This is a genomic window from Acidobacteriota bacterium (assembly GCA_029861955.1).
Classification (GTDB): Bacteria; Acidobacteriota; Polarisedimenticolia; order Polarisedimenticolales; family Polarisedimenticolaceae; genus JAOTYK01.
On sequence record JAOTYK010000036.1, the window covers coordinates 20304 to 32986 of the forward strand.

Sequence of the window (12683 nt, forward strand, 5' to 3'; positions counted from 1 at the left end):
GCATGGCACACACCGCACATGCAATCGGAGTCTCTCTGTTGGCCGTCTGTCTGGCCTTCGCGCCGACCCTCGCAGCGGAGAAGGATCGGGACCTTGAAGGAAACGTCGAGATCACGGTCCGTGACGTCAGTCAGGATGGCAGCGTCGATCGTTACAACGAGGATTTCGACGGGCTCGACTCGGGCGTTCGACTGTCCCATCTGGATCTGGATTGGCTCAATCTCGACACGAAGTTTGCCGACTATCTGCGCGTCGAAGCCGACGGGCTCGGCGGCGATCCCTACGAACGGACGATGGTCCGGTTCGGTCGAAGTAACCTCTACGACCTGCGCCTGACCTATCGAAGTCAGGACACGATCTACGATCTCTCCGATCTGGTCGGCGACCTGGATCGCAATTCCTGGGACTCTCGACGACAGACCATCGATACGAAGTTCAAGTTCCACGCGACGGACGCGATCGAGTTGTACGTGGACTATCAACGAATTGAACGGGACGGCAGCTCGCAGGTGGTCGAGGAAATCAACACGGAGTTGTACACCTTCGACTCGCCGCTGGATCAATCGGTGGATCGTGTCTCGGTCGGTGGCCGCTTCGAGATCGGTCGTGTCGATCTTCATTTCCGGCAGATGCTGCGTCAGTACGACTACCGATTCGACACCAGCACCGCGGACAACTCCGGCTTGACCTCCGGCAATTTTGCCCGTCTCGACATGTACAACCGGCTGCAGGACGATCGTGGCGAGACGGATCTGTCGACCCTGACGGTGAGCGCTCCTCTGGGCCAGCGGGCACACGTCAGCGCCAGTGTCTTCGGGACCTTCCTGGGCGACGAGACGCTGACGAGCGACGCGACGTTCAACGCAGAGGGCAGCGCCTCGGTGGGCGTTTGCTCGATCAGCGGAACCGTCTGCAGCGGGGTCATGCCGTGTGACACGGGGATCCCAGGCAACATCTGTATCCCCGACGCCTACAGCGTCACCGACGGCACCAATCAGGCGGACATCGAGGCGGACTTCCTCGTGCTGGATGTCGACTTTTCCGTGCAACTCAAGGACGGTCTCGATCTGCATCTCCAGGGCCGAACCCTGGAGCGCGACGTGCAGTCGACCCACGTGCGTGACCTGGATGGCAATGGGGTCGCCGACGATCTCGAGGGCACCGTGCAGGACACGGTGGCCGGGAGTATCACGAGCGTCGACTACTCGCTGGATACGTTGACCGCACTATTCGATTACCGCCCCTCGGATCGTTACCGCTTCCGGTTCGGCTACCGAACGATTAATCGCGAGCTGGAACGAGAGGGATTCGAATTCGGTACCAACGACGCCCGCAATACCCCGTTCGAGTCGGACTCCGACGGGACGGTGATTCTGGGAGCGACGCTGCAGCCTAGCGATTGGTTCCGGCTCGACGCCAATTATGAAGAGGGGGACATCACCCAGGCGTTCACGGCCGTTGCGCCGATGGAGACCAATCGCGTCCGGGTTCGCGCTCGTTTTACTCCGCAGCCTGACCTGCGTATCGACGTTCGGTACAGCGGGTACGAGAACACGAATCTTGGCATCGATTTCCGTCAGGCGGATGACTGCACGACCCCCGGCGCGGACATCGAGAGTGGTTGTTGGACCGGAAGAGCCGAAGGCACGACCTATTCCGGGCGCGTCTGGCATCGACCTTCATCGGCGTTGGATTACTGGTTCAGCTGGTCCCAGAACGACGTGGACAGCGCGTTCCGCATCCGCTTCGATACCGAGGTGTTCTTCAATAGCGCCGAGAACGGCGATTCGATCTACGACAGCCAGAGCACCGAGTTGGCAGCTCAGGTGAACATCAACTGGTCGGATCAGTGGAAGCTGTTCTTCAGGACGAGTATGAACGATGCAAGTGGACATAACCGGATCGCCGGTGTGACGTTCTCCAACAACATCGACATCATGCAGGACTATTCCGATTTCGAGGTGGGCCTGACGCACACGTTCGATAACGGTGTGTACGTCGGCGGGCGCCTTCGGATGTTCGACTACAACGACGTCAATGACCGGATGGATTACGACGGTGACATCTTCGCTCTGACGGCGGGTCTCAGGTTCTGAGACTAGCGGTCGGCGATCAGCGCATCGCGCAGCCAGTTCAGTGCCGACCGGCGATAGGTTCGGACCGTGGGTTCGCCGATTCCCATCCGCCGTGCGGTCTCGCGGATTGATCTTCCGGCCAGGTCGTGGTGCGCGACGGCGGCAAGCCACTTCGGGTGGATCTCGGCCAGTTGGTGCAACACGTCGTGGAGTGCATGGTCTGTCTCCTGGGTTCGCGTCGCCGTCGACTCGTCCCGGCAAGCGTCCATGTTCTCGACCGCGACCGGTAACGTCCCACCACCACGCTTGAGCGCGGTCTCGCGGCGACGTCGATCCCTGGCGACGCTTCGCATCGCCAGCGCCATTACGAAGATGAATGCACGGAGTCGTTCGTCTTCGCGCCCGCTGTCGAACCGACGTCGACGGTATCGAAGATAAGAGTCGTGGACCAGAGACGCCGGGTCCAGCGTACTCGTCGAGCCGCAGAGCCTTCGAGCGATGCGACACAACTCGTCGTAGGCCGTCTCGAACAGTTGATCCGTATTTGCGATAGTACCCACGTTCACGCCTCACTCCGAGTGTACGACCGCAATCCACGGTACTTCGACCCTACGAACGCAACCGTGCGGGGCATACCCAGCGACAATCGAATTTGGGCGTTATAAATGCCGGTTGCCTTCCCAGTTAAGAAACCAGATGCAGGAGATCGCTGAGCGAGGGAGGTGACCGGATGCAACCTGACGAACGGATCTCGAACGCGTGTTTGCTTGTCGCGGTTGCGTTGTGTCTCACCACGCCGGCCCGAGCGGATCGAGACGCGGGCAGAAGCCACGAAGTGGAGATCTATCGCTACGAAGTGGCACCGACCGTGGTTCTGGGTCCTCGCGCAAAGACAGAGATGACAAGAACGCCATTCGGCAAGCTAGGAGTGGACGCCTACCTCGTGGTTATTCGATTGAACCCGGGCGAGCGTTTCGTCTCGGCCCGCGCGGAGATGCGCGACGGGTTCATCTGTAAGCCGCGTCGCGGACGGGGCAAGAAGATCGCAGGAAAGATCGCTACCTACCTGGGCTCCAAGATCGTGTTTCGCAGCGCGGCGCCCAAACTGAGCGAAACCATCGCACTGGTCTCGGAGCTGGTCCCTCTCAACACCGACAGCGCCATTCCGACACCCGGTGTCCGGCGACGCATGGTCCTGAAACCCGAAGACGTCGTCCATCAGGAAGGCTATGTCGCGGTCTTACTCGTCGCGGCGGCAGGGCCGTTTACTCGCCTGGAAGTTGTACGCATCGTCACGCGACCGGCCGAGGGTCGCGGCAAACAAACCCGTGGCCGTGGCCAGATCGTGGCGTTTCCGGATATTACCGACGAGCCGATGACCGGCGATCGGATCCGATCGATCATGGCCGGGAAGGAGCAGGACTTTAGTTCGCGGTAGGGTCATGGGCAGGTGTCAGACCAGGCCTCGTCGGATCGCCTCGCGTACCGCGGCGGCCACCGAATGGACCTGCAGCTTGCCGTAGACTGCGCGTACGTGGCTGCGCACGGTCTCGATACCAATGCCGAGCTGTTCGGCGGCTTCCTTGTACTTGCGCCCATCGACCAGGCAGCGCAGCACCTGCTGTTCGCGCTCGGTCAAGTTGAGCCGCGTCGGCGGTGAACCGACGGCGGCCGTACTGCCGGTTCGCAGCAACCCGAGAACCGTACTGGCCACGGCGGGCGTCAGGGGTGCGCCCCCGTCCACCACGCTTCGCAGCTGGAACAGCAACTCACGCGCGTGAGTCTTCTTGAGCAGGTAGCCATTAGCACCGGCCGCAATTGCCTCGACGATCACGCTGGGCTCCTCGAAAACCGTCAACACGACGATGGGCAGCTCGCGGTCCAGTTCGCGAAGCTGCTCGGTTGCGCGGATCCCGCTCATTCCACCCAGGCTGATATCCATCAAGACGAGGTCCCAACCCTCGATCCGTTCGTCGGTTGCTCTGCGAGTGGCCTCGGCCAGCGCGGCCTCGGCGGAGCCGTAGCTACCGCATAATTCGAAGCCGGGAGCGTGCCCCATGAGGGTCTCCAGTGTTCGGCGGAAACCGGGATCGTCCTCGACAGCGACGACTCGAATGGGAGATTGGGTGCTCATCGTGGGTCCTCCGCACGGGGCCTGAAGTGCAGCTCAAGTCGGCAGCCGACGCCCTTGCCGGTCCGCATCGAAAGCCGAGCCCCGATCGTCCGGGCACGTTTTCGCATGCTCTCAAGTCCTAGCCCTGCGCTTGCGGATTCGTCCTCAAAACCGACGCCGTCATCGACGATGCGAAGAATCCAGGCGTCGGCATCGGGCTCGAGAGCGACGCGAACCTTCGTGGCCTGCGAGTGCTTCGCCGCGTTGTGTAACGCTTCGGACGCGATGGCGTGGATCTGACGCCGCACTTCCAGTTGCAAGCGGATCACCGGGACCGGATCGGGGAAACTGAACTCGACCGCGGTGTCGCCGGCGCTGAGCAGGTCCGAGGCGCGCTGGCGAAGGAACAGGGCAAACCCGGGAAGGTCGACGGACGAGGGGCGCAGCGTCCAGACGATGTCCGACAGCGAGCGGGACAGGCCGCGCGAGATCTCGCCGACTCGGGCGGTGACTTCACGCCTCTCTCCTGAGTCCATCGCGTCACCGCCGGCAAGGTCGGTCAGCAAGCCGATGCTCCCGAGGCCCGCGCCTAACTCGTCGTGGAGGTTCATCGCGATGTCCGTGCGCTGGCGTTCGAGCCGGACCTGCTGTCGGGTGCGTTGCCACTGCACGAGCAGCGCCGCGATCGCCGCGACCCCCATTATCGCGACCCAGAACACGGGCCGTTGCCAGATCGGACTACGTATCTCGAAACGAAAGTCCGCGGGACGCGCGGACCAGGTCTCGCCGTCCAGCGACGCACGCACCTCGATGCGATAGTCTCCGGGACCGAGATCCACGAATCGATACGAACGCCCGCGTGAGGGATTCCACGTGCCGCTCGAATCGGCTCGAACCTCGTAACGCACCGACGCGGGGTCGCGATAGGCCGGCGCGGCCCAACTCAACTCGATCCGGCGTGTTGTGGCCGGTAAGACCTGCGTCGCACCGGGCGACAAATCCCGACCATCGGCACGGAACCCGGTGGCGAACACCGACGGCGGCGTGACGGGCCGTTGACGTGCGTGAGGCGGGATTTCGATCGCCGACGTCATGCCCGACACCCACAACGTGCCGTCCGGTTCGTCGAGTGCGTTAAATGTCATCCAGTTCGGGACGCCGATCCACGGGCCCAGCCGCTCGACAACACGCGCCTGATCGCCGTCGAGTGTGATCCGGACCCTGTCCAGGATCGTCACCACCCAGATGCCGCCGCGAGGGGAGACCGAGAATCCCTGGATGGTGGGCGTTCCCAGCTCCGACTGGCCTACGACATCCTCCCAGACATCGCCGCTGCGCCGGACCAGCCCTCGATCGCGTGTGCCGAGCCACGGAACGCCGTCGATGATCTTGAAGTCATTGAGTTCACCCGCGCCGTCGATCGTCTGGCAGTTCCACTCACCATCGAGTGCGCTGCGGTTGGCGTTCAGCGTGCCTTCGCAGAACGGGCCATAGCGAAACGCCATCGAGACCCGGCCATCGCGAACGCTGAGCCCCTTGATGATCGCGGTCTCCATCGCGAGCGTCGCGACGGCTTGCGGTGCTTCCCCATCACGGGGCACACACCAGAGCGTGTTGAAGTAAGCGATCCACAACGCTCCGGACTCGTCGGTCGCGTAGGCGCCGGTGTACACGCCGAAGTCCCGTGTTAGGTGGTGTGTCCATTGGCCATCGCGGTACTCGAGCAGCGCCGTACGGCGACGTGGCGTGTCGGGATACTGGACGGCGACGAACCAGAACGTCCCCCAGGGCGAAACGCCTCCCCAGTCGAAGATGTGGTAACCGTCCGGGGTCAGGTCATCCCACTGGCCGCTCTGGCGACGCAACTGGGGGCCTCGCCAGCGGCCGACGAGGATCTCCGACCCGACGCGGTGAACCCGGCGCGTCCCGAACTGTTCCGTCCATAGCACGACGTCTGGCTCGGTGAACTGGTACGTGCCCCGAAAACTCGTTAACCAGAGGCTCTTCTCGTGGTCCACGACGGCCGAGCCGCCGGTTTCAAAACCCTGATCCGGGCCGAGGACCTCGACTTGATTCCAGTCGTCCGTGATCCGGAGGACCTCACCGGTCGCAACGGCCCAGAGCGTGTCCTCGCGGAAAACAAGTCCGGTCCAGCGTCTACCGACTTCCGCTGCTTGATAGACGGGGCGCACCTGTCCGCCCTCCACCAGGTAGACGCCATGGTTCGGACCGAAGCGCAGACTGAACGCCTGCGTGTGCGCGTCCTTGACGGCGATGCGCATCACCCGGCCCTGCAACCCGGAGGCCCACGTCTCGGCCGTGTGGTCCGGATACACACGAACGAAGCTTCCCTCCCGCGTACCGACGAACGCCCCGCCATCCGGTGCGCCACGCACGCGGATCGCCATTTGACCTCTGAGTGCGGACTCGTCGATCGTCGTCCAGCCGTCCGTAGTTCTTCGATACAAGCCGTCGTCGGTGCAGAGCCACAGGCTGCCGTCGGCGGCGTAGTCGGCATCCTGCAGGTCCGTGAAGGGCGCTCCGTCCGGTCCGAGGACCGTCTCGAGGCCGTCGGCGTTGACTTCGTAGGCCGATCCACCTGCGGCGACCGCGACGAGCCGGCCGTCCGGGTCACGATTGATGCTGTGGATGACCGTGCGCACCACGTCCCGGCCCCATGGCACGACTTCCCGACCGTCGAAGCGGTGCACGCCCTCCTCGCTGGCCAGCCACAGAAAGCCGCGTTCGTCGTGCGTCAGGTCCCAGATCTGCCTCGGCATGCCTGGATGGTCGGACCAGTCGCGTCGGTAGCGCTCCTGGGCAAGCGCAGGGGAGATCACCCCACAGAAGGCGGCGACGGCACATACGACGATCGCGACGTGGAAACCCCTCATGGGGGGAAGCATACGGGGAACGGCGAAGAAAAAGGATCCCCCGATGATGGGAGTCTCGCGAAAACGGGTTTCACGTCACGTTTCGGTACTGCATCATACGTGGCGGGATGGTCTGCGTTTGTTGCTGTGGAATGAAGCGAGATGTCCGGCAACCAGCATCGGTGGCCATTCATGACACGCATCAGTAAGATGCCCCCTCCCCATGAACGACAAATCGACATCCAAGTTTGCCGCTCTCGGTCTGGCTCCGCCCGTGCTGGCCGCACTGGAGAAGATCGGCTACGAACAGCCGTCTCCGATTCAGGCCCAGAGCATCCCGTATCTCCTCGAAGGGCGGGATCTCCTGGGGGTGGCACAGACCGGTACGGGGAAGACCGCCGCGTTTGCCTTACCGCTTTTGACACGCGTCGATCTGAAGAAGGCGACCCCGCAGATCCTGGTGCTCACCCCGACCCGCGAGCTTGCGATCCAGGTCTCCGAGGCGTTTCAGCGCTACGCCAGCCAGTTGAAGGGCTTCAGGATCCTGCCGATCTATGGCGGTCAGGAGTACGGCGGTCAGTTACGGCAATTAAGTCGCGGCGTCCATGCAGTGGTGGGAACACCCGGCCGGGTCATGGATCACCTAAGTCGTGGAAGCCTCAAGCTGGACGGGTTGAAGACCCTGGTCCTGGACGAGGCCGACGAGATGTTGCGCATGGGATTCCTCGATGATGTCGAGTGGATCCTGCAACACGTCCCGGACGAGCGTCAGACCGCATTGTTTTCAGCGACGATGCCACGCCCGATTCAGAAAGTGGCGCAGACCTACCTGACCAACCCAAGGGAGGTCCGTGTCGCGGCCGAAACCGTCACCGTGGAACACACGGAACAACGGGCCTGCATGGTCCGCGGCCACGACAAACTGGATGCTCTGACTCGACTCCTCGAAACGGTCGACTTCGACGGCATGCTGGTCTTCGTGCGAACCCGAACCGCCACCGTGGATCTGGCCGAACGGATAGAGGCGCGAGGATTCGCCTGTGCCGCCCTCAACGGCGACATGAGCCAGCCCGCCCGCGAGCGCACCGTCAACGGCTTCAAGACCGGCAAGCTGGATATCCTGATCGCGACCGACGTGGCCGCCCGTGGGCTCGATGTCCCTCGCATCAGCCATGTCGTCAACTTCGATATCCCTCACGACATCGAGGCCTATATCCATCGAATCGGACGCACCGGGCGTGCGGGGCGGGATGGAACGGCCATCACCTTCGTGACGGCGCGGGAGAGTCGACTCCTGCACGCGATCGAGCGGGCCACACGGTCGCCGATCGAGTGGCTCGACGTCCCCGGCAGCAAGCAGCTGGCCAAACGCCGGATCGAGGCTTTCAAGCAGCAACTCACCGCGATCCTCACGGGTGACGAGGACCTGGACTTCTTCAGAACCGTGGTCAAGGAGTTCGCCGACGAGAGTAGCTGTACGTCCGACGACGTCGCCGCGGCTCTCACGTTTCTTGTTCAGCAGAAACGGCCGTTGCAGCCGCCGCCGGACACGACCCGTCCCGCGAGGAATACGCGTACGCGGAGTGAACGACCGCGGCAGGAAGATCTGGAGAGCTACAAGATCCAGGTCGGCCGAGCCCATGGTGCCACGGCGGGACACATCGTCGGCGCGATCACCAACGAGGCCGGCCTCCAGGGCAGCGCCATCGGCAGAATCAAGATGTTCGACCGCTACAGCATCGTCGATCTCCCCCGCGGCCTGCCGGCGAAGGTCGTGCAACATCTAAGGAAGGTTCGCATCCTGCAGCAGCCGCTGTTGATCCAGCTGGACACTGGGCCCCGTGGCGGTGGCAAACCGCGACCCTTCGTGAAGGGCAGGAAGTTCGCGGGGAAGCCAAAACCCCGAGGAAAGGCCAGGCCGAAGGGGTAGAATCCTTTGTCACCGCTTCGTCAGCGAACCGTCACGACGCCGTCAGGCGTCGATGTATCGCGTCCGGTAACCTCCATGAATCAAGGAGAACACCGTGAGGCATTCTAAAACCCTCTTCCGCAGCTCCCTCGTCATCACAGCCGCCGTGGCCGTCGCTCTCACGCTGGCGCCATCCAATCGCTGCCGACTAACTACCTCCGAGCTCTACGCCAAGACGTTTGACCATCACTGGGAGCGCCTGCGCGACGACTATCCGTATTTCGAGCTGTACGACGTCGACTGGGATCAGGAGCGGGCCGAGCACCGGCCCCGTGCTCTAGCCGCCGAAAACGCCGACGAGTTCGCCTGGGAGTTGGCGCGCATGCTGTCGGTGCTGACGGACCCCCATGTCTCGTTCATACCCTCCATGGATACGATCAAGGGGCGTTGGTCCATCCCGGATCTCGAGACAGAGATGATCGAGCGACGTTTTTATGTGATGGACTGGCCCGAAATTCCAGAGTCGTTCATCGACGATCCCTACGCCTACCCCGAGATTGTCCGGGTCCAGGGTGAGCCGATAGGCGGCACGGCGGAAATCCTCGCCGGGGGACCCCTCGGTTCGACGTTCGAGGTCAGCCTGCGCTGGCCCGACGGCAGCGAGACCGATCACCCGCTGCGTCGCCCCGATACGTCCAACCTCCCTCCACCGAAGAAACACTTCGGCGAGACCTGGTTGGTCACGGGCCGAGTCGGCTCGATCGGCTACATGGGTGTGAAGACCTTTGATCCCAGCCTCGGGACGCTGGGGCCCGACGGAAAGATGACCACGATGCTGCGCGCGGCATTGGCGGAGTTGCACGACACCAAGGGATTGATCCTCGACTTTCAGGGGAACGGAGGCGGCCAGGTCGCGGCATCCGACCCGTTCCTTGGGAACCTCCTGGAGCGAAGCCAGAGTTATCAATGGGGCAACTCCAATGGCCAGAGTCGGGTGATCACGCCACGAAAGCCACGCTATGGCGGCAAGATCGTCGCGATCGTGGATGAGCACAGCGCCAGCGGTGGCGAGTGGGCCCCCCGCATCTTGCGCGACGCCGGCCGGGCCACGGTGATCGGCGGCACGACGGTGGGTGCCGAGGCGGCCGTGTTGACATCGACCGGCCCCGATGGCTCGGTGGTCCATTTCAGCGGTTGGCCGATGGTCGAGCCGGGGGTCATGCCGTTTCAGGGAACTGGAATCGAACTCGACCACACGCTGCCGTTGACGATCGAGGCCGTTCGCGAACACGGGTTCGACGGCGCATCGGATCGCGTCCGACGTGCGCGGTTTGCCAAAGCGTTAGAACTGCTCGGTGCGCCGAAGGGTGATCTCGACGCGTTCGTCAGGTTGGCAGACGAGGAGTGACTCTTACCGAACCGGTAACTCGATATTGACGTCCCACTCATACTCGCGTCGGTCGTCGCCTATCTCAAATGTGTCCGTGCCGACGAGACGCCCGTGAATGATCCCGGCATTCAGTGATCCGTCCAGATGAACCTCGCGACCGGCCGTGTTCACCGTGCGACTGAGCGTCATCGGTCCTCTGTCATCAAAGTTGACGAACAGGGCTGAACGGGAGGTGGGCTTCGAGATATCCGGCGTGCCGTCGGACGAATCGAAGTGAATCGTGAACTCGAGCATGGGTTCGGCCAGTCGGAACAGGCTCATGAACAGGCTCTTCTTCTCGACAATACTGGCGATGTCCTCGTCGCTTGGTTTTGATTCCAGCAACCCGACGATCAGCTTTCCTCGGTCCTCGTCATCCCAGACCGCAATACCCCAACCGAACTCCACGGTCCTGCCGACGCCCGTGGCTGAGCCCATGGTCGAGACTCCCGATGGAAGCTGGGCGACCACAACCGGTGCGTCGCGTTCTGCAGCTTGCTCGGGTGGCGTTGCCGCCGCTTCGTGGTGGCTGACGTTGCAACCACAAATAACGATCAGTGATACGAGCAAGAACGCCAGGACTCGCATGGATAACCCTCCGGTGGAATGGACTCCTGGAGTCAGAACCTATTCATTCCAATCCACGGATCAAGGCCGTCGGTGTTAATCAATTCAGCCCTTGCCCGTATAGGTATTGGGTGACGGGAGAGGGCCGAAATTTGGGACTTCAGAAGCGATCGGGACTGCGACGCCTGTTGCGTGGCGTCCTGTGGCTCCTGCTCGTCGCGGTGTGCGGCATCCTCACCCTGCGGGGCCTGGCCTGGCTCGGCGAAAAAGTACCGATGATCGAGGAGGTCGGCCCGGAGGTCGTGGACGGTCGGCTCAGCCTCACGCCGATCCTCTTCGCCCAGACGGACTTCTGGTTCTACCCGCCACAGGTCGATGCGGAGCTGGGTCAATTGCGCGTGCCCGCCCGTCGAGATCATCCACACGACGCCTCGGTCGCGATTCGATGGGTGCGGTTCGCCGCGAGGGGGGATAGGTCGGCTGCGACTCCGATCGTCTATCTGGCCGGCGGCCCCGGCGGATCCGGTGTGTACACGGCAAGTGGTGACCGTTTTCCGTTTTTCATGAAGCTGCGCGAGGCCGGCGATGTCATCGCCCTCGATCAGCGCGGGGTGCAGACCGTCGATCCTGCGCCGCGTTGCTCCGGGGCCTGGAGCTACCCCCTCGATCGCGAGGTCGGTGCCGACGAGTTGATCCGGGCGCACCGGCCTGTGCTGCGCGACTGTTGGGATGAGTGGTCGGGAACGATTCATCCGGACTCTTTTACAACGGTTGAGAGCGCTGCGGATCTGGAAGATCTTCGTGTCGCGATTGGAGCGAAGCAGCTGAACCTGGTCGGGATCAGTTACGGCACCCATCTGGCGCTTGCCTACATCCGGGCCTATCCGCATCGCGTGGGTCGTGCGGTCCTCGCCGGTGTCGAGGGGCCGGATCATACGTACAAGCGGCCGGCGATCGTCGATGGCGTCGTACGGGAGATCGGCCGCGCCCTCGAAGAGCAGACCGGTTGGGTCGGCTTCGTCACCGACGTGGAGGAGGGAATCGAACGCCTCTCACGAGAAAAACCCCGGGTGACGATCAGGGATTCCGCAACGGGAAGCGACGTCGAGGTTGCCCTCGGTTCACTCGACCTGAAGACCGCCGTGCTCTACGGGCTTGGAGAACGAGACGACTTCATGCGTGCCGCGCGTCGCGTACGGCGCATCGCGAGGGGGGACTACGCGGAGCTGGCGAAGTTCACGCTGCGACTGCGCCAGGGCGGCAGCCCGTCGTTGCTGGAACTGTCGATGGATTGCGCTTCCGGAGCGTCACCGGAGCGGTTCGAGCTGATCGCGAGCGAGGAGCCGGGCTCGCTCATCGGGGAGGCGATCAACATGGACCTGACAACGATCTGCCCCTACTGGGCGGTCGTCGATCTGGGCGACGCGTTTCGCGCACCGCTTCAGTCGCGGGTGCCGGTGCTGGCCGTCAGCGGGACCCTGGACTCACGCACGCCGCCTGCCAACGCCGAAGAGGCGCTGGCCGGGTTCGCCAACGCCACGCATCTGACGCTTGTTGGAGCCGGGCATAGCGACGACTTGCTGATCGGCACGCCGAAGATCGCCGAGGCGATGGTGGCCTATCTTCTTACCGGCAAGGTAGAGACGGACCGGATCGATTTTCCGCCGCTGTGACCCGAAGATCCGGCAACCACGACGACTGGGTTATGATGAAGGCA

General features: G+C 63.1%; 9 protein-coding genes. 5 read left to right on the forward strand and 4 right to left on the reverse strand.

Features of this window, described 5'->3' with window-relative positions; genetic code table 11:
- Positions 1-2 precede the first annotated feature (2 nt).
- Positions 3-2096 carry a hypothetical protein gene (locus tag OES25_14745; protein ID MDH3628902.1) on the forward strand — a complete coding sequence of 698 codons (2094 nt, stop codon included), beginning with the start codon at positions 3-5 and terminating at the stop codon, positions 2094-2096.
- Positions 2097-2098: 2 nt separating this feature from the next.
- Here OES25_14745 and OES25_14750 read toward each other — a convergent pair whose 3' ends face one another.
- Positions 2099-2641, reverse strand: a complete 543-nt coding sequence (locus OES25_14750; protein MDH3628903.1) for a sigma-70 family RNA polymerase sigma factor — start codon at positions 2639-2641, stop codon at positions 2099-2101.
- 164 nt (positions 2642-2805) lie between these two features.
- On the opposite strand from OES25_14750, the gene OES25_14755 reads away from it, so the two are divergent.
- Positions 2806-3513 carry a hypothetical protein gene (locus OES25_14755; protein ID MDH3628904.1) on the forward strand — a complete coding sequence of 236 codons (708 nt, stop codon included), beginning with the start codon at positions 2806-2808 and terminating at the stop codon, positions 3511-3513.
- Positions 3514-3528: 15 nt separating this feature from the next.
- On the opposite strand, the gene OES25_14760 is transcribed toward OES25_14755, so the two are convergent.
- On the reverse strand, positions 3529-4209 hold the full coding sequence (locus OES25_14760) for a response regulator transcription factor (protein ID MDH3628905.1): 681 nt from the start codon (positions 4207-4209) through the stop codon (positions 3529-3531).
- On the reverse strand, positions 4206-7082 hold the full coding sequence (locus OES25_14765; protein ID MDH3628906.1) for a histidine kinase: 2877 nt from the start codon (positions 7080-7082) through the stop codon (positions 4206-4208). Before OES25_14765 ends, OES25_14760 begins: the two co-directional genes overlap by 4 nt.
- A 202-nt stretch (positions 7083-7284) precedes the next feature.
- Here OES25_14765 and OES25_14770 point away from each other — a divergent pair, with 202 nt between their 5' ends.
- On the forward strand, positions 7285-8991 hold the full coding sequence (locus OES25_14770; GenBank protein ID MDH3628907.1) for a DEAD/DEAH box helicase: 1707 nt from the start codon (positions 7285-7287) through the stop codon (positions 8989-8991).
- A 94-nt stretch (positions 8992-9085) separates the two neighbouring features.
- Entirely contained in the window at positions 9086-10378 is a 1293-nt protein-coding gene (locus OES25_14775; protein MDH3628908.1) for a S41 family peptidase, read from the forward strand.
- 3 nt (positions 10379-10381) lie between these two features.
- Here OES25_14775 and OES25_14780 read toward each other — a convergent pair whose 3' ends face one another.
- Positions 10382-10987, reverse strand: coding sequence for a hypothetical protein (locus OES25_14780; protein ID MDH3628909.1), 606 nt, complete (start codon positions 10985-10987; stop codon positions 10382-10384).
- A 131-nt stretch (positions 10988-11118) separates the two neighbouring features.
- Between OES25_14780 and OES25_14785 the strand changes: the two genes are divergently transcribed.
- A complete protein-coding gene (locus tag OES25_14785) occupies positions 11119-12639 on the forward strand; it encodes an alpha/beta hydrolase (protein ID MDH3628910.1) in 1521 nt (506 codons plus the stop codon).
- Positions 12640-12683: the final 44 nt, after the last annotated feature.